General features: G+C 57.3%; 19 protein-coding genes. 14 read left to right on the top strand and 5 right to left on the bottom strand.

Annotated elements, in window-relative coordinates:
• Nucleotides 1–473 precede the first annotated feature (473 nt).
• The 3 genes from AC1Q7F_RS27925 to AC1Q7F_RS27915 are packed head-to-tail and all read left to right on the top strand — an operon-like array spanning nt 474 to nt 2,575.
• The gene (locus AC1Q7F_RS27925) at nt 474–1,136 is read left to right on the top strand and encodes a hypothetical protein (protein ID WP_492511835.1); all 663 of its coding nucleotides are present in this window, start codon (nt 474–476) and stop codon (nt 1,134–1,136) included.
• Entirely contained in the window at nt 1,133–1,438 is a 306-nt protein-coding gene (locus AC1Q7F_RS27920; RefSeq protein WP_492511834.1) for a hypothetical protein, read from the top strand. The genes AC1Q7F_RS27925 and AC1Q7F_RS27920 overlap by 4 nt, the downstream gene beginning before the upstream one ends.
• A gap of 9 nt (nt 1,439–1,447) precedes the next feature.
• Nucleotides 1,448–2,575: a hypothetical protein gene (locus AC1Q7F_RS27915; RefSeq protein WP_492511833.1), complete on the top strand. Its 1,128-nt coding sequence runs from the start codon at nt 1,448–1,450 to the stop codon at nt 2,573–2,575.
• A 372-nt stretch (nt 2,576–2,947) separates the two neighbouring features.
• Here AC1Q7F_RS27915 and AC1Q7F_RS27910 read toward each other — a convergent pair whose 3' ends face one another.
• The gene (locus AC1Q7F_RS27910) at nt 2,948–4,093 is read right to left on the bottom strand and encodes a toprim domain-containing protein (RefSeq protein ID WP_492511832.1); all 1,146 of its coding nucleotides are present in this window, start codon (nt 4,091–4,093) and stop codon (nt 2,948–2,950) included.
• 28 nt (nt 4,094–4,121) lie between these two features.
• Here AC1Q7F_RS27910 and AC1Q7F_RS27905 point away from each other — a divergent pair, with 28 nt between their 5' ends.
• The 11 genes from AC1Q7F_RS27905 (at nt 4,122) to AC1Q7F_RS27855 (ending at nt 17,019) form a co-directional block, all read left to right on the top strand.
• On the top strand, nt 4,122–5,024 hold the full coding sequence (locus AC1Q7F_RS27905; RefSeq protein WP_492511831.1) for a Fic family protein: 903 nt from the start codon (nt 4,122–4,124) through the stop codon (nt 5,022–5,024).
• Between the two features lie 395 nt (nt 5,025–5,419).
• Nucleotides 5,420–5,881, top strand: a complete 462-nt coding sequence (locus AC1Q7F_RS27900; protein WP_492511830.1) for a hypothetical protein — start codon at nt 5,420–5,422, stop codon at nt 5,879–5,881.
• Nucleotides 5,878–7,980 (top strand): hypothetical protein, encoded by a 2,103-nt coding sequence (locus tag AC1Q7F_RS27895; protein WP_492511829.1) that lies wholly within the window; start codon nt 5,878–5,880, stop codon nt 7,978–7,980. The genes AC1Q7F_RS27900 and AC1Q7F_RS27895 overlap by 4 nt, the downstream gene beginning before the upstream one ends.
• Complete coding sequence (locus AC1Q7F_RS27890; protein WP_492511828.1) at nt 7,977–9,086, top strand: BREX system ATP-binding domain-containing protein; 1,110 nt, start codon at nt 7,977–7,979, stop codon at nt 9,084–9,086. Before AC1Q7F_RS27895 ends, AC1Q7F_RS27890 begins: the two co-directional genes overlap by 4 nt.
• Before the next feature lie 337 nt (nt 9,087–9,423).
• Complete coding sequence (locus AC1Q7F_RS27885) at nt 9,424–9,888, top strand: hypothetical protein (protein WP_492511827.1); 465 nt, start codon at nt 9,424–9,426, stop codon at nt 9,886–9,888.
• Nucleotides 9,889–9,992: 104 nt separating this feature from the next.
• Nucleotides 9,993–10,808 (top strand): relaxase/mobilization nuclease domain-containing protein, encoded by an 816-nt coding sequence (locus AC1Q7F_RS27880; RefSeq protein WP_492511826.1) that lies wholly within the window; start codon nt 9,993–9,995, stop codon nt 10,806–10,808.
• 15 nt (nt 10,809–10,823) lie between these two features.
• Nucleotides 10,824–12,560, top strand: a complete 1,737-nt coding sequence (locus tag AC1Q7F_RS27875; protein WP_492511825.1) for a type IV secretory system conjugative DNA transfer family protein — start codon at nt 10,824–10,826, stop codon at nt 12,558–12,560.
• A gap of 100 nt (nt 12,561–12,660) precedes the next feature.
• Complete coding sequence (locus tag AC1Q7F_RS27870) at nt 12,661–14,271, top strand: hypothetical protein (protein WP_492511824.1); 1,611 nt, start codon at nt 12,661–12,663, stop codon at nt 14,269–14,271.
• Nucleotides 14,272–14,604: 333 nt separating this feature from the next.
• Nucleotides 14,605–14,922 (top strand): hypothetical protein, encoded by a 318-nt coding sequence (locus AC1Q7F_RS27865; protein ID WP_492511823.1) that lies wholly within the window; start codon nt 14,605–14,607, stop codon nt 14,920–14,922.
• A 337-nt stretch (nt 14,923–15,259) separates the two neighbouring features.
• Entirely contained in the window at nt 15,260–16,000 is a 741-nt protein-coding gene (locus tag AC1Q7F_RS27860; protein ID WP_492511822.1) for a Mov34/MPN/PAD-1 family protein, read from the top strand.
• Between the two features lie 11 nt (nt 16,001–16,011).
• Complete coding sequence (locus AC1Q7F_RS27855) at nt 16,012–17,019, top strand: ThiF family adenylyltransferase (RefSeq protein ID WP_492511821.1); 1,008 nt, start codon at nt 16,012–16,014, stop codon at nt 17,017–17,019.
• 257 nt (nt 17,020–17,276) lie between these two features.
• Here AC1Q7F_RS27855 and AC1Q7F_RS27850 read toward each other — a convergent pair whose 3' ends face one another.
• From AC1Q7F_RS27850 to AC1Q7F_RS27835, 4 genes are all read right to left on the bottom strand, one after another.
• Nucleotides 17,277–18,224: a tyrosine-type recombinase/integrase gene (locus AC1Q7F_RS27850; protein ID WP_492511820.1), complete on the bottom strand. Its 948-nt coding sequence runs from the start codon at nt 18,222–18,224 to the stop codon at nt 17,277–17,279.
• 183 nt (nt 18,225–18,407) lie between these two features.
• A complete protein-coding gene (locus tag AC1Q7F_RS27845; RefSeq protein ID WP_492511819.1) occupies nt 18,408–18,902 on the bottom strand; it encodes a PIN domain-containing protein in 495 nt (164 codons plus the stop codon).
• Entirely contained in the window at nt 18,899–19,162 is a 264-nt protein-coding gene (locus AC1Q7F_RS27840; protein ID WP_492511818.1) for a UPF0175 family protein, read from the bottom strand. The genes AC1Q7F_RS27845 and AC1Q7F_RS27840 overlap by 4 nt, the downstream gene beginning before the upstream one ends.
• Before the next feature lie 94 nt (nt 19,163–19,256).
• Nucleotides 19,257–19,886, bottom strand: a complete 630-nt coding sequence (locus AC1Q7F_RS27835; protein ID WP_492511817.1) for a hypothetical protein — start codon at nt 19,884–19,886, stop codon at nt 19,257–19,259.
• Nucleotides 19,887–20,126: the final 240 nt, after the last annotated feature.

Raw genomic sequence — 20,126 nt, 5'->3', positions numbered from 1 at the left:
AAATTTGTTCGTTGTCTTGCTCATCGTAGCCCCATCCTCTCAGGAGTTGGAGCCGCCGACAATCCCGGCGCGGTTCACCGGTGTAACACGTCGGTGTAACAGTCAGGAAGCCGGAACCCTGGGGTTTCTGCCTATCTCAGCCGCATCAATCACTTAAGGAGATGATGGCGGAGAGGGTGTCCGTCGAACGGAGCGGAAAAGCGTTATTTATCAATGATATTTAGCGCCGCCGGGCCGAAATCCACCCACTATCCCACCCATCAACGGGCAAATTCGAATGCCAAAATGCAGGGTTTTGGCGTCCACCGGTGTCCACGGTGAGTCATTCTGTCACAGGTGCTTTTCAGTGTCACCCCGGTGCCTTTGGTGCCACCTGTCACCCCGGTGACAATCGGCACCGCCGGACCAGAAGTGCCCCGTGGCACCCCGGTGTCATCGGGCACTTGGGTGACTATGGTAGAATCGGGACGCCCATGTCCACCCGATCCAAATCCCGCGCCGCAAGCCTTTCCGATCAGCTCGAATCCATCGCCTTGCAGGTGGCGTTCTATGTGCCCAAGGGCGGGCCGGGGAAGACGCCCCATGCCAAAAATTGGGCGCTGACATCGGGGGCGGGCATCATCACCAACGAGCCGCATTCGCCCATCGATATCGGCATGGCCGACGGCACGGTTCTGAAATTGCGGCCAGGACAGCCATTCCCGGAAGTGCCTAAAGGGATGAATGTCGTCTATGACCTTGGTGGCTATGCGGAGCATGCCCTGGTGCCTGTGCTACAGCGGGCCGACGTGGTGGTGGTGCCCGTGTTCAACCAGCTCCAATCCATTCAGCACACGATCCACGCCTTGCCGGAAATCACCCGACTGGCCAAACGGATCGTGATCCTGATCACCAAGGTACAGAGCCCGGTTGATGCCAACAGCGTGACCACGGCGCTACGTCAGGCCGGGGTGATCAATGTTAAAACGCCTGTCTTCGTCAGCAAACAGTCGCGCGCCTTCGACCGGGTGATGGAGGGGGGCACCAGCATCCATGCCATGTGCGCCCAGGTTCCGTTATTCGCCCACGCATTCCGCGACGTGACCGCACAGTTGGACGCGTTGTACCGGTTCTTCCTCACTATTCCCACACGATGACCAAACCCAACCGCGCCAATGTCGCCGACCTGATGCGCCGACAGGCCCCCGCCGACCTTGCCAGGGTGGGGGATATGCCGATGCTCGCCATTGCTCACGCTGCCCCCGCACCCACCCGCAAACCCATCGCCCTGGTGGCAGAGCTAGCGAACCGGCGGGTCAAGCTGTCGCTGACAGCGACCCAGGAGGCAGCGTTGAAGGAAAAGGCGGGCGACGTGCCGCTTGCCCGATGGATTGTGCTTCATCTTGAGCGCCAGGGGATCATCCCGACACCCCGCCGCGCCAAGAAGCGCTTTCTGTAAACTCCCCATATGCCCGGCAAACCCTTCGCCGCCCTGCGCAAGCAATCCGTCATCCAGACGTCGCTCTTCGATTTCACCTTTGATCCGCCGCAGGACCGGGCGGCTGACATTCTCTATGTCAACTCGCTGGCCTTCTACGACCTGATGCCGAAATACGTGTTCAACAGTCGGTACACCAAGCGGCGTAGCGGCGGGGAGAATTATCGGACGCTGGACAAAGTGGCCTACAGCTTCACCCTGAATAATCGCCGCTATACCAACATCATCACACCCGCCCGCATCACCCGGCCCAAGCGTAACGGTGGGGGAGACATCGACATGTATCCCGGCAAGCGGGAACAGGTGATCGAATGGGCTGTCCGTATTGCCGCCAAGCGTGGGGCGGGGACGATGCTGCTGGACAATTATGCCGGGGTGGAGTTCTCCCTTTACCAGCTTCAGAAGATTTGCGCCGAACTTGGGCATGAAATGAGCTACGGCCAGCTTCGCGAGGGGCTGATGGTCATGATGAAATCCAACATCGAGACCATCTGCGAAGACGGCCCTGACCTGTTCACGGCCAGTTCCACCATCTTCCCCCTGGGGGCCATCCGCGAGCGGCAGCACAACAGCAAGGCCACCCGGACCTATGTCGCCTATCACCCGTTCGTGACCGCCGGGATCAAGGCGGTGAATTTCCGGCAGATCGACATCAAGAAAATCACCGCCTATCCGGGGGCCATCGCGCGATGGCTGCATCTGAAGCTGATGCACAATTACATCTATGCCGATGGGGTGCCGGGCGGGCAGTCCTTCAATCTCAATGCCTCGACCATTATCGCATGCAGCGGTGCCGGTCCCTTTGCCCGACCGCGCGATGGCATCGCCGCTGTCCGCAAGGCATTGGCCAGCCTTCATGCCGGTGGCGACATCGAAGCCAACCCGGCGGAGCGGCTGCACTATGCACCCGGCGGCAGCATCACCGACGTGACCTTTGACATTCGCGGCACCCGCAGTTTCGCCAAGGCCATGAAGACCAGCCTTGGCGCGCACCGTGTCGTCAAGGAGCGTCTGGCCGCGCGCGACAGCGCCAAAGCCGAAGCCGCGACCGAAAGCGCGCGCCGGATCGAGGCCGCCAAGGGCGCGAGCGCCGCCTGACCCCGCCTGTTTTCTTCTTCACCGCTGGCCGGTTAAGAAAAGACTGATACCTGAATAAGGTTGGGTATCGGGCTTTCGCCTTGTGCAAGCCGAGATCATGGCAAATCCCGCGACACAGAACTCCATGTTTGCGCGGCACAGAACTCGACCGGTCGGCATCGCGCGATACAAAGCTCGATAGGGTGCGGCACAGAACTTGAGGTGTCACCATCCGGGTGCGACACAGAACTTCACACCGCGCGGCACAAAGCCCGGTGTTTTTCCGCCTGCGTCCCCAGCACCGCGACACAGGACTCGATAGGCAGACGCCGGGTCGCGACACAGAACTCGGGCTATTGGGGCCTATCCGCGACACAAAGCTCGATAGGCTGGTCAGATCAGCCCCTTGGTCCGCAGCCAGCGCAGTTGCTCGACCGAGAAGTCACACGGGTCCTTGACACTGTCCGGCACCGCCACGGCCCCGCGCCGGGGTGACGGGAAGGTGACTGACCAGTCGAACGGCGTCGCCTGCCATCCAGACCGCTCCAGAAGCCCCGTGGCTTCGCTTAGGGCGCGGTTGCCCGCCTTGTCGCGGTCATACCACACCAGCGCCCTTTCGACGCCCAGGCGGCGTTTAATGAGGTCCAGACGGGGGGGCTGGTGGGGCGACAGATGCGCGCCCATGGAGGCGACGACATTGCGGATGCCCGCCTCGACCAGCTTGGCCACATCGAACGGCCCTTCCACCACCAAGATATGGCCGGTGGTGTTGGCCTGTTCTGCCGCCAGCGGGTCGGACAGCAGGTTGTCCAGATTGTACAGTTCCAGCGACTTGTTGAAGCCCGCATAGACCCACCATTTGCCATGGGCCATCGTCTGGGCTTCATCGGTGGCCCGGCCCATGTGGCTCAGAATGGCGCGAACCAGGGTGCCGTCCGGTCGCTCGATCATGCCGCCGACCTGGAAGACCAGCCGCCCCCTCAAGGGTGACCGCGACTCGGGCAGCAGTCCACAGCGCAGGTAGCGGCAGGTTTCCGCCCCGATGCCGCGCCGCTGAAACTCGGGATGCTCACCCTGCTGTCGCAGCAGGGGCACCAGGTCAACGGCAATGGGCTTGTTGGGCGTCAGTGGTTCGACCTTGACCGGTTCCGGTGTGGGTTCGGTATTGGCGTGATGGGCGATTGTCGCAATGCCGCCCCCCACCACCCCTTGATCAATCAGCCATTGCGCGGCCTCGTTCAGTTTCATGATCCGACCGCGCGTGGCATGGATGGCCTGTACCAGTTCAATCACCCCGCCGCCGGGTGCATCCCGGCCAGGGGCAACGGCGTGCGTGGCGTGGCAGTACCAACCCTTGTCGTTCATGTGGAACGATGCCGTGCGTTCCGTCGGCTGAAACGGCGATTTGCCCCACCAGTCATCCGGCTTGCTGAGGGTCGGGTCCTTCTCGATCCCCAGCACGTCGAACAGCCGACGCCAATCCGCCGAGCGGCGGATTTGGTTCAGTTGCTCGCGGTGGAAGTAGGGTGGCTTGGTCACGCCGACAGTTTAGGAACGTGGGCGCGCAATGACAAATGCCGCCGCCGGGCAGTATACTGCCGCCATGATCGAAAAGCCCGACACCATGCCGGATACACCACCCCTGTTCGCCCTGCCCGAGAGCCCGGAGATTGCCGCCCGGCTTCACCGGATCGACACGCTGCGCACGCGCATCGACGCGCTCCGCACGGCCCGGCCGGACCTGTGGCCGACGATCAATGAGAAGCTGCGCATTTTCTGGACGGCGGACAGCAATGCCATCGAGGGCAGTTCGCTGTCGCGCGCCGACACCGCGTTCTTCCTTAAAGAAGGGCTGACGGTGGAGGGCAAGCCGCTGAAAGACTTCCTGGACGCCCGCAACCATGCCGACGCCATCGGCTACCTGGACGAGGTGGTGCGGCATCAGCGGGGGATCAGCCCTGGCCTGTTGAAGGAATTGAACGCCCTGCTGTTGAAGGGCGTGGAATGGACCCCGGCGGTCAATGAACGCGGGGAGCGGGTGCGCAAGCCAGCCTATCCGGGGGAATACAAGACCGCCCCCAACCATGTGCTGCAACTGGACGGCACCATCCATCATTATGTTGAGCCGATGCAGGTGCCGGGAGCCATGGAGGCCCTGTGCGCCGCGATTGCCACAGCGACAGACCGGGGCACGCCGCATCCGGTGATCGTGTCGGCGCTGGCCCACCATGAGTTTGTGCGCATCCACCCGTTCGACGATGGCAACGGCCGGGGTGCGCGCCTGCTGATGAACCTGATCCTGATGCGCGCCGGACTACCCCCGGCGGTCATCGCCGTGGAGCGGCGACGGGACTACCTGTCGGCACTCCGCAGCGCCGACAGGGGGGATATGGGGCCGTTCGTGGCGTTCGTTGCGGATAGTCTGCTGGTGACGCAGGAGATGATTGCGGGGGATTTCGGGGGGACGTGATCAGGGTTCGGTAGCGTCAGCCCTTGTTATTTTGTGGCACGCCGTCGCGCGCTTTGCGTTCGTAATGGTTAGCTCAGCGCCCTGTATTACTGTGCGAAGTCCCCGGCCTGTCCGCAAAGCCGTCCGACAAACAAACTGTCCGAAATCCCATCGGCATTGAGGGCTTTCGGACAGATGGCGAACTGACCCGCAAAGGACGGTTTGATGGACGGGCGTGGTGGTGGGAATCAGGACGGGAGCCGTTTACGGACGGGCGGGTTTGGATGCAGAGTACGTTGAGAGCCGCCGTTTGTTCGGATCGGCCTATCTCTGAAATGCCGTCTACAAAATCGGGCGATGCTGTGCAATGATTGGAGATAAAGGCAGGGTGGGAAGCTTCCAATTGAGGTGATGGAGTGGGTGGTGAGTCATCAATCGAGCTGAAGTTATCGGTTTGGCGAGATTATGTCCCAGACAAGCTTCTGGTATTTCGCCCATCCAGCGGACATGACCAACAGTTCCTTATGGACGGGTCCGATCTCCAGCAAGAGGTATTCTTTTGGCAAATGAAGGAAAATCCCTTCGGTGGAATCTCCGAAGAAGAGGTTCGAATGCGCCTTCGAGAGTTGTTGTTTAACCGATTCGAGCCGTCCCGCCCTCCTGCGGAACGGCGGTTTAGTGGTCTGCGCGACTTTCTACGCGAGGCCTCAGCAGTGATTGAGAACAACCAGGCGGAATGGGCATTGAGCCAAGAACCACCAGGCGACGACGGGGGGCAGCCATACATGCTCAATCCCTTGCTAGCTCTAAAGCTCTATCTTGAATGGTTGGCCGATTCGTTTGATGGCCAACCTGGCGTGTCGATGTCGATCCGATGACCGAGTACGCTCTAACCACACCTAGAGAAGCGAGCGATCTGATCGCGCGGATGTTCGACCAGGATTCGCGCTGCCAGCTTTCAGTTCGTGAGGACAAAGCGTTCAAAGACAATCTATGGTTGTCTCTTGGAGAGCTTATTGTTGTCGCTGGCGATGATTCGCAGGAACACTTTAGGGCAGCTGTGACGCGTGGAGCCTTTGAATGGAGGCTGCCAGCCCTCGATTCTGCACAATCAGAACTCTCGGACCTGTTGAGCGTGCAAGAATCAGAAAAATCAGCACCAAAGCTCCGGCGAGCGCTCGACGCGATTGCCGCAATTAGCGTCCGCACGGGTCTTCAATACCCTAAATTCGATCCACGAGCGTTGGAGGCGATGCCATTTCGACGCTCGACGTCGGTGGTAGCCGACACCTCGGCGGCAGTTCAGGGTGGTCTCGATTTCGTGGCACGACATTTACATCCTGCCGCGCGGATCAAGGTGCCGGCAATTGTTCAGATGGAGATCGTAAATTTTGCTGCGCGCTTCTTGAACCTTCGTCGGGCACCAAGGACGCGGCATCTTGATCTTTTAGTTGATCATCTGATGAGCCAAGGCAGCCAGCGAGTTCTCCTTCGTTTGGAACTAAACGCCGTGACGGAGATCGAGCGCACTTTTCTTCTTGGCGATCCGCTTCGGAGTGCTTTCAAAAACGAAAGCGACAAAGACATCTCAGATTTGAACCTTAGTACATCCGTTCCTGCTTACGTGGATAGACTTATCTTAGAGGCCGCAAGGCAACATCAGGCGCAGTCGAGCCCCGGTCATCGAGTGCAGTTGTTAACCAGCGATGAGGGTTTGGCCAGAATGGCGCTGGCCGAAGGCATTACTCCATTATTCTTCAGATCGGTAGTTGCAGGGGATCTGTTTGGAAAGAGGCTTACCGGTGCAACTTTAGATCCGTTTGATGGAAAGTTGCGTGAAACTTCTATTGCATCACTCCTCTGGGAATTGGCAACTGCCTTCGGTAGCGCTCGAATCGAGACTTCTGACAGGAAATATCATCTCACTATTTCCGCCTTCGGAGACAGTCTGTCTTGGTGTCCGGCCCAATCTCATGCCGATCTCCTATGGTGTAACAGTCTGAGCGTGCCCGCCGGGCGACAGCAACCAGTGAACGTAGCCCAACGGGCGTTGGCGACCAACGCCAGCTCACAATCAACGGCGGAGAAAGAAGGTCGATCCACATCTATACTGATACAAGAAAGAATGGCAGCGGATCATCTAATCCCTATCGAAACCGAACAAGCTAAGGTGTCTGATCGTGGGCCACGACTGCGGAGCATGTCGCCGCAGAAATTCAGTGTAAGGCGGTTGTTTGCGTTGATCGACGCTCTGGACAATAATCAGGTTATGTCCGAGGACGAAATCATTAAGGCACTGGGCGTCAAAAATCGGGAGGGCACGGATGAATACAGGCGCTTCCTGATGTCCGGCTATCTTGTCGCTTCCGATGGGGCCGATTGGCGGGTTGAGCCGATGGGACAGGCTCTCGCAATCGCGCTCAGAACCGAAGACCTGGTGAGGGTCCGCGAGATATTGCTGGGCGCTCCTTCTTTCTCCCTATTTGCGGAGCGTCTTTCGCAGCTCAAGCCGGGTGAAATTTGGGAGCCCGCTGAGTTCAAGCGAGCGGCAAATAGTTACCGAACCCTCGGCGAGGTAACAACTCTTTGCGCTCCCGTGTTCGGCGAGGGCATCTACCCGACTCCAAACACACCCGACGCCGCCACTTTCGCGCCGATTGCTCTCCGCCGCTTTGAAGAATTGGATCAAGGCGACGGATTGGTCGCAACCGGAGCTTGGCTCGAATCGCTGATTAGAAGGGATGGTATCCATCCCGAGCTGGCAAGGCACCGATTGGCCGATGCAAGTGCGATGAAGCTGTTACAGAGGACTACCGAAGGCTCGACGACCGAGGTGCGGTTTGACAATCACGTCATTCAGGTTCTGCGGGTCCGCTCAGGCATCCCGGTGATCGAAGATGTGCATCTTTACCGGGGGGACTACCTGATTCCCGGTAAATCAAGCAGCAGCCTCCGCATCGTCGGTGTCCAATCATGAGCCTCCGCGACAAGATCAATGCTCAGGGAAGTTCGTCGCCAGATTCGGACATCTTTTCGCGCTTTGGTGTCCTGACGAATCCATTTCCGTCCTCGAGTCAGACCTCAAACAACCCGCACTTCCCTATTCCCGCCGACGAAGAAGCAGAACGACGGATCGTAAGTTTCCTCCGCGATGGCAAATCCCAAGTTGTCGTGGTTGAAGGCACGCAGGGCGTCGGCAAGACGAATTTCCTGAATTTCTTCGAAACTGAGATCCAGGATGCGCTGAGAGGTCAGGATGGGTACTACGTGGTACGTTATTTGGCCGATCCTGAAGCATCATTCGACGGAACCATCCGACGTTTGTTCCAGGAATTAGGAAGAGACCATCTGGCTAATCTGGCAGCAGCACTCAAGGACCAACAAGGCGCAATCGATAATGCCCGAAACCAAGATATGCGTACTGCGCTCCGTCAATTAGCGAGTTGGGACGACGGAGATGGAGGGCTCCCCGACCTCATGATGGAATGGCTCTTGGGGTTCCGACTCTTGAAGGCGCACCGCGAGTCACTCGGGGTTCAGTTTCGCTTGGATACTGTAGAATCAAAGACTGCGGCGCTGCGAGACTTAGTTGTCGTTAGTAGCATGACCGGACTGCTGAAAGGGATTTTTCTCCTACTTGATGAGTTGGAAAAACAGGATGGTGTTCTCGGCGCGACTGCGGTCGTTCGTTATTTGTCAGCAATGCGTGCGATCATCGACTCGCTACCGAATCATCTATTCATGATGATCGCCGTAACGCCTGATGCAATGCGACGCTACTCCTCGGCCCTCCCCGCCTTCCGCAGCCGCCTGCAAAACCAGATCACGCTCGGTTCTCTCGTCAGTGTCGAGGAAGCGCTGAGGCTCTCCGCATTCTATTTGAAAACGGGCAAGAGCGAAGCTGAGAGGATAAAAGGAGCTAAGGGCGGCTCGGGCAACCTTGTGACAGACAATGAGGCCGCCGAATTTTATGAACAGCTTAGGAAGCTGGGCGAGCGGCGTGGCGATTCTGGGGTGAAGCAGCGAGAGTTCCTGCATCAACTACACAACCGCGCCGAAGAGGTCATCCAGGGAACGTCTTAACTCCGATTAATTTCGTTGCCTGCGACCCATTCGGCGCAATGTCTGCGATTGGAATTCGGCGATGCTCTAAGGAACTACCACAAGAAAGCACCAACCGGAAAATCATCCCGTCCGCCAAACCGAGGTTTGTTGGAAATGCCTTGAGATGGTGCAGGTGTGCTGGGCCGATATCGCGATGCGCCAGATCATAGCTTTTTGCGCTGACGATGATGCGGTCCCAATCCCATTGTGAGCGGTGGCAGAGAATGCTGAAGAGGTGAGCAAAGAGAAGTGAGAATGTGAAAAAGCAAGTTTGCATGTCTGCACAACCAGCCCTTGATGCGGTAGGCTGGGTGACATGCCCAACCTGTCGGGGGAGACCCCCGAACCCCCATTCGAGGTGGCGATGGAGGATGATGCGTCACCAAAGCCAGCGCCCGACCGCAAGGCGTACAAGGCCCAATATTGGGAGCAGTACAAGGACAAGCGCCAGCGGGTTTTCCTGACCCTGAGCCCGCAGGAATATCGGGAGATCGCGGCGGCGGCCAAGGCGGCTGGTCGGTCGGTGGCACAGCAGATATGGAATGAGAGTTGCGCGTATCGGCGGCAACGGTTCCTGCCCACCGCCGAGATCGAAAAGCAGATCGCGGGCTTGGTGCTGGCCCTGCGGCAGATCGGTGACGCCATCACCAGGGCCAGCCAGGACAAGGGCGTGTTGGGCGCGCTGCGGGGCGGTGATGGTAAGTTGGGCGACCGCATCCGGGCCGTGGAGGAAACCGTCCGCGCCTTTGTCCAGCGACCTTGGCGTGATGACAAACCATGATCATCAAGAGCCTTGCCCGCAAACAACCGACCTTCGACCAGCTTGTCATTTACGCGAGACGTGAAGAAGAAGATATTCCACAGGATGTGGGGATATTTGGCCGGGTGATTGGTTATGCCGCCGACCGGGAGGGTGTGGCCCTGTTCGCCCTTGCCCGCAATCTCGGTGTGGCGGCCGATGATCGGGACGCGGTGATCCGCGCCTTTCAGGAAAACTATGCGCTGTTGCCGCGCCGGGAGGGCAGCAACGCCCTGTATCATGAAATCCTGTCGCTGGACGCCGTGCCCGGCCTGTCGCGCAAGCGCCAGGTGGCCATGCTCACAGACATGGCCCATTTCTATGTGGCGCGGCGGGCACCCCACTGTCTTGCATACGGGGTTATTCACACGGACACCGACAATCTGCATTGCCATCTGGTGATTTCGGCCAACAGTGTCGGGTCGCGGCAGCGCCATCGCCTGTCCAAGAAGCAGTTCACCGATATCCAGCGGGAGGTGGAGCGTTACCGGCTGGAGCGATACCCGGAGCTTGGACGGGAGCCGATTTACACCAAGGAGCGGGCCAAGGAGGGTAAGCAGCGATCCAGCGAAGCGGCGTTGAAACAACGCACCGGCAAGCCGACCCGGAAGGAGCACATAAGGCAGGCGGTGGAGGCGGCATGCCGCACCGCCACCAGCATGGACGCATTGACGGCGGCATTGGCGCGCGACGGGCTCACGCCCTATTGTCGGGGATCGACCTGGGGCGTGCAGGATGCCACGTCCGACCGGAAATACCGGCTGCGCACCCTGGGGGTGGAGGTGGCATTCCTGGACGCCCAGGCCCGGATCGCGCTGGCCAAGGCGCGGACGGATGAACTGCGCGGTTTGGCGGCATCCCGGCCACGCGATGGGCGCGACCGGTCACGGGATCGGGAATAGGAGGGCGTCTCATTCATGAAATCAATCATGAAAATTCTGGCCCTGCTGCTGTTCGGATCGTTGCTGGCCGGGTACACTGCTTCGGTCGATGCCGCCGGATTCGCCCGGAGCTATGGCTATCCGATTGTACTGATCCTTCTGATCCTCGCAGTGATTTCATCTTTTGATTCCGGTTCCGCTTGGCTGCGCAGCATGGTGGAGGCTGCCCGGTTTTGTGTGCGACTGGCCTTGCGGATCATCGGGGGCGTGCTGTCCGGCATCGGGCATGTCGTGGGCGGGTTGATGGGACTGCGCCGGGGGCGTAGTGGTGCCCGGTTCATGCGCGGGCTCGACCGGTTGCTGTTCCTCAACCGCTTCAATGGCGGTTTTCTGATGGATGGCAAGCATGGGCGCTTGCGCCGGGTGCCATCGTTTCAGAGCGGCATTACCGTTGCTGGCCAGGGGGCGGGCAAAAGCAGTTCGCTGGTGATTCCCAACCTGTTCACGCTGGACCATTGCAGCCTGGTCATTACCGACACCAAGGGCAGCATCTATGCCCAGACATCGGGCGACCTTGCGCGGCGCGGGTTCGATATCAAGGTGCTGAACCTGATGGAGCCCGCCCGGTCACATGCCTACAATCCGCTGGCCCGTTCCCGAACGCCGCTGGACGTGATCCGCACGGTGGAGATGATTTATCGGGCGCGTGGCGGGCGCAGCGGCGATCCGTTCTGGGATGATGGGGCCATGCGGGTGCTGCGGATCATGGCACAGTGCCTGATCAATCGCGGGGACTCGGAACAGGCCAACCTCGCCAATGTCAAACACCTGCTGGACCATTTCGACGGGCATAAGAAGGGCGGCCAGATCGACGGATTCGTGGTGGAAAGCACGCTGTCCGATCCCCAGACCTACAGCGACTATCGCGGCCTGATCGGCACCACGGCGGAAAAGACGCTGCTGTCCTTTGTGACGGAGGCGGCGACTGCCTTGCGTCTGTTCGCCAGCCCGGAGATTGCGGCGCTGATGGCGCGTGACCAGTTCGACTTTTCGGAATTGCGGGAACGAAAAACCGCGCTCTATGTCATGTGTCGGCAGCAGGACATGGGCGTCTACAGCTTCATCCTGAATATGTTTTTTCGCGACCTGTTCGACGAGCTGCTGGGCTCGCTGTCCGGCAGCCTGCCCGTCTTCATGCTGCTGGACGAGTTCGGGCATTTGAAGGTGCCGAACTTTGAGGTCTATGCCACGACGGCGCGGGAATACCGGGTGGGGTTTTGGCTGTTCCTGCAATCGCTGGGGCAGCTTGAACATCAATATGGCCGGTCTGGTGCCGAAACCATCCTGGACGGCATCGGCACCCGCACCTTCTTTGGTGGCATGGGCCTGGACGTGGCGGAGCGGTTGAGCCGTGAGCTGGGCACGACGAAGAACGCCGATGGCCGGGAGGAACGGTTGATGCGGCCCGAGGCAATCCGGGGCATAGAGGATGGCAGCATGCTGCTGCTGCACCGGAACAAGAAGCCAGCCCTGCTGGCGATGACGCCCTATTTCCAGCATCGCAAGTTCAAGAAGCGGGCAGGCACCCCAGCGCAGCCGTTGCCAAACTTGCCGCTGTCCTTTCCGTTGGTGGACTTGGACAGCGACCCTACGACGGCGGACACACTGGCTGATTATGTGAGCGGTGAGGCGTCAACCACCGGCCAGAGTCGAAAGACTCGTGATGCCATTGATGCAACACTGATTTTTGACCCCGAACATAAGTGCTTGTAGAAAAGTACTGAAATTCAGTAGCGTACTGTTGGCCTTGGCGTATCCGGAACATCCGATACGGCGGATAATTTATCGATCGATTTTAGCTTTGGAGTGAGTAGTGTCTATCGAAAGGAAGAAGTTTAATCTTGCTAACCGCAATGCGGTTGTTGAAGCTATTAAAAACTCATGCGAATTCCTTATGGGAGAAGAAATAAAAAGGAAAAGCCACTTTGACTTTGAGGCTTTCTGTCATTCAGATTCCACTCGAATAGTGGACCCGCGTAGGGGTGAAGGCTACAGTGTCACTGATTACTTTATAAACATCCATAGAATATTTGATTTCCATCAAGTTATTGATCTTCTTTTGTCTATAAATTCAGAAATTTATATTTTTATCGGAAGCCTCAAGCAAAGCCATGTTTTGTTAGATGTGGAAATTTCTCTTCAAAAATCAGGTATTATAGATAATATAATTTCTAATTATCCAGTAAATTTTAAATTAGAAGCTAAAAATAAAAAGATAGAAGTTGAATCTATTCACATTAGAGAGGCGTTTTCAAAGAAGAATACGATATCTTTTGAATTCATGGTTTCTGACGAAGAATGTATAAAAAATGAGGAATATTCTGGACGGCCATATACCGTTATTGTGGATTGCGGACGGAACAATAACGAAAGCAATGTGAAGAAATATATAGCACACGCTGAAAAGTATGGCGATATATTTGGAAATCCTTATGGGAATTTTATAATTTGTTCTGCGCTTAAATTCCTGCATCAATTTTTGAATACGTATACGCTCAATGTGATGAAAAAATTTAATGACAATAGAGAGTACCCGGAAAGCTTATTTGAACGTAACTGCATGGAGGCTGGGTATGTAGCTAATTTTCAAGGAAGGAGTAAAATAGAGACGGCTCGTAGGAGAGGTTTGATATATAGGATAATAAGGGTAGTATTTGGAAAATATATATCGAATACTATTAGCTCTGCGTCACGTGCGTACATGTGTGCGGATGGATACGATGATCACTCATATGTTCGTTGCTCAAAAGTTGCATTTAATAATTTTTCATCTCTAAATGAGATAACAAGCAATATTAAATATAATATGGAAATGGATAAAATTTATAGACAGGTACCATCCTCTATAGTGGGAAAAAATAGAGATTCAATTGATGAAATTTTTGATCAAATAAAATTGGATATTCTTGATGAGATTAGTGGAGAGAAGATCGATCAAGGAGTTTTAGGGGCTGTAATAGATAAAATTAGATCTAAAATTAAAAATCCAGAAACCCTGGCAAGGATTGTTAGTTCTGTCCATATCCCGTTTACTCGTTCCGCCGTCGAAGAAGTATATAATGCTAGGTCTGAGAATGCCTTGGTCGAACTTTATTTGCCGCATACAGCTCCTACGCTGTACGCTGAAAGGCCCGACCGATCTCAGACGATTATTGATTATCTGCGGTCAGTTTGGGGCGCATATATGGATGCTGGACTCCTGACTCGGCCGGATTTGCGGCGGCTTGACCCTCAGGCATATATGGCCTTAGCTAACTGGCTAAGGTACAATGAAATGCCATCAGATATTAATATTCCAACCAAGAGCGAAGTGGTCTCGGCAGAGCTCGGTGATACGGATGCCGTGAAGCAGGCTATGCGCTTATCCAGGAATGCCTACTCCCGGCGGCGGCGGGGACTGGGCAAAGACCCCGACAATCATTAACACCGCAGGTGCATTTTTTTGTATGCCACAGTGATAATATGAAGTAGAGTGCAAGGGTCAAGGGGGCACCTTGACCCTTGTCCCCAGAGGTCTTGGGGTAACCCAACTCTGAAGATGGGAAGCCAGCGCTCTCAATTCTAGGTATGTATCTGGTTACCCAGCCTCCAGAGCAACCAGGAGGTAAAGCGATGCTTTGCTTTGGCGAGGTCGAAGACGACCCCTATTGCTAAAAGTTGTCCTTGCTGACGACTTTAAACTAAAGGTGGGGGCGGTTTCTTGCCGGTCACCGTCCCCCACCGACCCCAAATATGAACCCTTGGGATGGAGATGAGCATGCCGAAAGAGACGTATGTTGGCAAGCTTGGCGGACGATATGAATTCCACCATGTGAACGACCCCTCCAAACCGGGGGTGATCCGAACGTATATTGTCGCTCAGCCAAACTACAATGGGCGATCACCTGATGGCCATACGACGCACCGGTATTTCCCCACAAATGGGTCATCCCCTTTTATCTGCTATCAGGAAGGTAAAGAGCCCAAAAATCTTGCCAAAGCGCAGAAAGATGCCAAGCGCTGGGCGAACGGGACCGATGCGTATATTGCCACCGGTATCTCCATTTCCGAACAAATCCTTACCGGCAAGCTGTGATATTTGCAGGAGGGTGGTGTGGAGTATAGGTACCGTGACCACCATTTCCATATCGTCCGCGACGTGGAGACTCTCGGTGCATTGCGGATTTATCTGCTGCGGCAGCAGGTAATGGCGAATGTTCACTCCGTATATATAGAAGCGCCACCTTTCCTGCTCTTGCCTGAGTCTGTGAAGCCCCGAACCTTGGAACGGGCGCAGAAAATCGCAGCGGCTTGGGCCGATGCCGGTCACCGTTTCCTCGTAGACCTTAAACAGCCTGAGGCAAATTCGCCCATCGATGACCTGAAGGCCATCGTGAGCGGCGTAATGAGCCAGAACCCAGATCGAGGTTGAAATGAGCTACTCCAAATATGTGATGGGTACGGCGATACCGTCGGCCCAAATGGTGGACCTGTGTGCGCGCGTCAATGGCCATACGGAGAACTTGCATGAAACAGGCCGGGAGCTCCAGCCACCCGCCGCCATGCCGATAGGCGAAGCGGATGCTGAAGCATCCTCGATAAGCGACCACCAAACGGAGCCGTTTGTCCAGTCGAGCACGAGCAGTAAATTTCCCTCAAAACCTGAGATGTCTAAGCTGGATCGCCTGCCTCGAGCTGAGCCGCCAATTGAGTTGATGCAGAAGATGCGAATGCCGCGCTCCGTCCTGGTAAGCATTCGTGCAACGATAGGTACTCATCCAGCAGAAACAGGCGGCATGCTGGTGGGGAATCCCGACACACTTGAGATTTCCCATTTCGTCTTCGATGAGGGGGCCAGGACGACTGGTGCTATTTATTACCCTGACACGACCTATCTCAATCATCGGCTCGAGCAGTTTCCCGGGGAATTCCTGGGTATAGTTCACAGCCATCCGCCAGGATTCAGGGCCCTTTCGGAGGGTGACCGGAAGGCCGCTTGGTCCAATCTCACCTCGCCCAAGAATGACCACTTGAGTGCATATTTGATGCCCCTGGTGGTCCAGACGATCCCGGACACGGGCAGATTCGAGATGATCCCATACATAGTGACATGCGACCCCGCCGGAGGCGGCCGGGTGCGCGTACACCGTGTATCCCTTGAGCTGATAGACTAAGGAAGCGTTCGATGGATCATCAACCTATTGCGCCGACTTTTGATGAAGATCGCTTCTGGCATGACTATGTACGGTATCAAGGCCACATCGACTTCCAGCGCATGGCGGACACGTGCGTGATACTCGTCGGCTGCGGCACCTTCGGTCATGCAGCGCTGCAACTTGTTGGATGGGGTGTCTGTGATTGGTGGCTGTTCGACCCCGACAAGGTGGAACCCAAGAATATCATCGCCCAGCCCTATATCAGGGCTGACATTGGTAGTCTGAAGTCGGAAGCCTTGCGTGATCACATGCTGGCCAGCGCACCGGACTTTTCGGGTTACGGACATGCGGCACCCAATCATTTTTCTCAGCGTCTGCCTACAATCCATGCATCGGGTGACTTCTTGTTCCCATCGGATGTCGAACTCGATGCGATGATTTCGACTATCCGCGATCAAGGTCGCCATCCCATTTTGATCATGGCTACTGACTTTCATCTTGCCCAGGCTCGGGGCGCGCGGCTGGCGCTAAAACATGATCTCCCAGTTTTCCTTATTGGTATCTATCGGGAGGGATTGGCAGCGGAGTTGCTGTACTGGTTGCCCCAGCGAGGTCTCCCGTGCCCGAGATGCATCGCCATGTCACGTTATGAGGCCTTTGACCGGCAGCATCTGGAAAACTTCCGTACGAACGGTGTCGCCCATACAGGCCGGTCCCGAGGTTTGCCGGCCGCTGCGTCCTTTGTTGATGCCGTAGCCTTGCACCTACTGATCGGAACGATCCATTGGGGTGCCCCCCTTAATCCGCATGCACGGCTGATGGAGCGGCTCGTTGCAGAACGTCGAAATTTCATTCAGTGCCAGCTTCATCCAGAGTATCGGATGGGGGAAAAGGATATCTTCGCGGGAATCGAAGGTCCGGATGTCGTCGCCTTCAACACCCTGTTTCAGCGAGATGATCTTCAGGCTTATTGCCCGGACTGCCAGGGTGAATGGACGCACACCGACTATAGTAAGGAGGTTACCCATCCGTCATGACATGGGACGACCTCTTGAATCGATCGGCCGGGAAGCAGGACAGGAAGGGGGCGGATATGCGCTGGGTATCGTTGAGGGAAATTGAGATGGCGGTGAAGCGGCGGCTTTATAACATCTTCAACAGTGCGGAGGGAAAGCCGCTCATCTGGGATGCTCGCCAAAGACGTTACATTGGGCATGTTGACCCCAACCGGCCACGGCAAAGCCAGCAGGAGAACCGCCGCAGTCCCGGCGATCGCTCCCGATGAAGGCCCGGTTTAGAATTTCTGCGCAAAGCTTGCGCTTTCTCGGTGCAGCAGCAGACGTTTGTCATACATGCGTGTCGTCTGGATATTGGCATGCGCCACGGACTGCTGAACGGCTTCTAACTTGCAACCGTTTTCAAGGGCTTGGGTGATGAAGGTGGCCCGCGCGCTATGCGGCGTGGCGGCAGGGGGGATATCGGCGATGGGGGCGCAGTCCCGGAAGATATTGAGCGCCTGTCGTGGATTTATCCCAGCCCGGCCGGGACGGTTCCAGGTACGCAGCAGCAGGGGAGCGCTTGGGTCGTTTTCATGCCCGGCTGCGGCCAGATAGCGGCGCAGCGCGATTTGCAGTTCCTGATGGATGGCGAGCCGGTTCTGCTTGCCGCCCTTCACGGTGAAGTCCAGCACGCGATAGCCGCTATCCTCGAAGAAATCCCCGACGCGCAGGCGGCACGGTTCGGCGATGCGGCAGCCGGTATAGAACAGCAGATGCAGGAACGCGCTGTCACGCAGGCCCTTCAGGGTCGATAGGTCGGGCGCATCCAGCAGGCGGCGAACCTGTTGCGGGGTGAGGGCAATACTCTTGACCTGATGCTGACTGACACGCGGGCGACGGATGCCGTCCACAGGGTTGCCGGTGACCAGTTGCTGGTCACACAGGCAATCGAACAGGCTGGACAGCGCCGACATGCGAGTATGGATCGTGCGTGGGCTTTCGCCCTTGGTCGCCATGCCGTTGCGCCACGCGATGACATGCGCCCTAGTGATGGCGCGGAGATCGTCCGCCGACGTGAAGCCGTGGAAGGCAATGAAGCGCTGGATCGAGTCGCGATAGGTTCGCCGGGTGCGCGCCGAGGTGAAGTTGGCCAGCCAGACGGTTTCGGCCGGGACATCGATCAGTGACCGGGGGCGGCCATTGCCTTCCGGTGTCAGGTCGGTTGACGGGATCAGATTTGACATAAGCGAGAGGTATGGGCCGACGCACGCCGACCATTGCGCATAATGTATTTTATACGCAATGCGGCGACCGGAAATCGCGCCCGGCTTGCGCCGTTCGCAAACCATGGGCTGATAAGCCCGGCGGGTTGACGAGATGCGGGATCATGGCATGACGCCGTTTTCGCCGGTCATCGCCAAACCAGGTCAATGCCCCAGACAGGTCTGCCGGACTTTCTCCAGGAGAGCCTGACTGATCCGACCCGCCTTGCGCATCGCCATGATGGCGGTGGAGAATTCGTCCGTGCTGATCATGCTGTCCCGGTATCCCTGAATCAGCAACCCGAGCGCGCCGATGGTGAACAGGCCCAGGCGATCCGCGATTTGCCGTGCCTCCCAGTCTTCGATCAGCAGCGGGGTCTGTTCTGACAGGGCCAGGGCGATGGCGTAGCGTTCCCCCATTTGCAGATGCTGAACATCATCCGGTGGTGCCGGCGGCACCACGACGCTGGCGAAATCGGCGAGCTGGAAATGGTCGAGATAGTCCGTGCCGGTCGGCAGGCCGACGGTCACCTCATCCAGAACATGAGAGGGTATCAGAACCCGTTCGACCACGCGGCGAAACATCCCGAACCCGTTCGGGATTTTCTCGAATGAGATCAGCGGGCCAGCGTCGCTGACGACGGTGCGGAAGCGCTTCACTGTCTGGGCAGCTTATCCAAGGCGGCAAGTTCCATGTCCAGATCATCCGCATCCATCATGGAGATGCCGAACTCTGGCAGCCGGTCCTCGAATTCGCGGCGCGTGATACCCATCAGTTCGGTAGCCTGCTGCATATTGATGCGATGCTGGCGATAGAGTGAAACCGCCAATGCCTCCCGGATGGCGCGCTTGTCCGCCAGCAATTCCGGCGGCAGGGGCACCGACAGCATATCGAGATCAATGATGATTTTTTCAGCCATGAGAGGGTTCTCCTTTGCCGCCATTATAGCACAATGTCGGCTGCCCTCCCACCGACCTGCCAAAAGTGGCGGTAGGCGTGGTTGGGCGGATGTATCATTCCCCGCCACGATCCGCGCCGAACCGGGCCAGGATCAGCTCATAGGCCAGCAGACATAATTCGTCCCGCGAGAGGAAACCGGCGGCCTGTGCCCAGGCGACATGGCGGCGGAGTCTATGGACTTCCCTGGCAATGTCTTCGTTGGCACCGGTCGCCCATTGCCCGATCCGTTCACGAATTTCTGCGTCGGTTTTGCCCGCAAGTTCGGGAAGGAGGTCATGGGGCGTGACCGGGAACAAGGCATCAACGCTTTCGATGACGTCCTGTTTCTCCGGCATGCGCTGGATCGTGAAACGATAGTGCCCATGCGGCAGTTCGGCAATCCGCTCGGCGATTTCGCCGGGCGTTCCGCTTCCACGGACAGAACCTTGCGCATGTTCACGCTGCTTTTCCTTCACGAGCCAACGTTGCAGTTCCGCGAACACCTCTTCCCCATCGTGAAGCGGAACGCCCCTCTGACTATCGCTGATCGCCTTGCGCAGCCATTCCGTATGCTCGGCATCGTTCATGCTGACATCAATCGCCAGCAACCGATCCGGTGGCAGATGCCCGAGTTCATCCAGCGTCCCCGCGACTTCGCCAAGGCGGGACAGGAGGCGCTGGCGGTAGATGGGCTCGTCGGTCATGACCTGCTTCATTTGCGGCGGTGTTTACCATCGGGCAGCAATGGCGGAGCTGGCGAGGCGGCGATATGGCTTCACGCTCACCAGACGGGCTTGCGACCATCGCGTCAGAAAGTCTGGTGCCCGCCGGGGCAATCGTCAAGACAGGCGGCATGTGCGGCAAAGATCGGACAAGCGTCCGCCGCCTGCTGATTACCCGGCACTCGTGGGCGGTGTGACATGGGTGGGGTTGACGCGCCGCGA

It is taken from the genome of Niveispirillum sp. GW835-FHT14G11 (genome assembly GCF_058793615.1).
This window is presented reverse-complemented; position numbering and strand designations above follow the sequence as displayed.

What these genes read in the sequence shown, in the direction of transcription:
- AC1Q7F_RS27905 (WP_492511831.1), top strand. Translation starts at nt 4,122, where the DNA reads ATGACAAATGCCGCCGCCGGGCAGTATACTGCCGCCATGATCGAAAAG.
- AC1Q7F_RS27890 (WP_492511828.1), top strand. Translation starts at nt 7,977, where the DNA reads ATGAGCCTCCGCGACAAGATCAATGCTCAGGGAAGTTCGTCGCCAGAT.
- AC1Q7F_RS27895 (WP_492511829.1), top strand. Translation starts at nt 5,878, where the DNA reads ATGACCGAGTACGCTCTAACCACACCTAGAGAAGCGAGCGATCTGATC.
- AC1Q7F_RS27850 (WP_492511820.1), bottom strand. Translation starts at nt 18,224, where the DNA reads ATGTCAAATCTGATCCCGTCAACCGACCTGACACCGGAAGGCAATGGC.
- AC1Q7F_RS27875 (WP_492511825.1), top strand. Translation starts at nt 10,824, where the DNA reads ATGAAATCAATCATGAAAATTCTGGCCCTGCTGCTGTTCGGATCGTTG.
- AC1Q7F_RS27865 (WP_492511823.1), top strand. Translation starts at nt 14,605, where the DNA reads ATGCCGAAAGAGACGTATGTTGGCAAGCTTGGCGGACGATATGAATTC.
- AC1Q7F_RS27915 (WP_492511833.1), top strand. Translation starts at nt 1,448, where the DNA reads ATGCCCGGCAAACCCTTCGCCGCCCTGCGCAAGCAATCCGTCATCCAG.
- AC1Q7F_RS27920 (WP_492511834.1), top strand. Translation starts at nt 1,133, where the DNA reads ATGACCAAACCCAACCGCGCCAATGTCGCCGACCTGATGCGCCGACAG.
- AC1Q7F_RS27885 (WP_492511827.1), top strand. Translation starts at nt 9,424, where the DNA reads ATGCCCAACCTGTCGGGGGAGACCCCCGAACCCCCATTCGAGGTGGCG.
- AC1Q7F_RS27840 (WP_492511818.1), bottom strand. Translation starts at nt 19,162, where the DNA reads ATGGCTGAAAAAATCATCATTGATCTCGATATGCTGTCGGTGCCCCTG.
- AC1Q7F_RS27925 (WP_492511835.1), top strand. Translation starts at nt 474, where the DNA reads ATGTCCACCCGATCCAAATCCCGCGCCGCAAGCCTTTCCGATCAGCTC.
- AC1Q7F_RS27855 (WP_492511821.1), top strand. Translation starts at nt 16,012, where the DNA reads ATGGATCATCAACCTATTGCGCCGACTTTTGATGAAGATCGCTTCTGG.
- AC1Q7F_RS27835 (WP_492511817.1), bottom strand. Translation starts at nt 19,886, where the DNA reads ATGACCGACGAGCCCATCTACCGCCAGCGCCTCCTGTCCCGCCTTGGC.
- AC1Q7F_RS27860 (WP_492511822.1), top strand. Translation starts at nt 15,260, where the DNA reads ATGAGCTACTCCAAATATGTGATGGGTACGGCGATACCGTCGGCCCAA.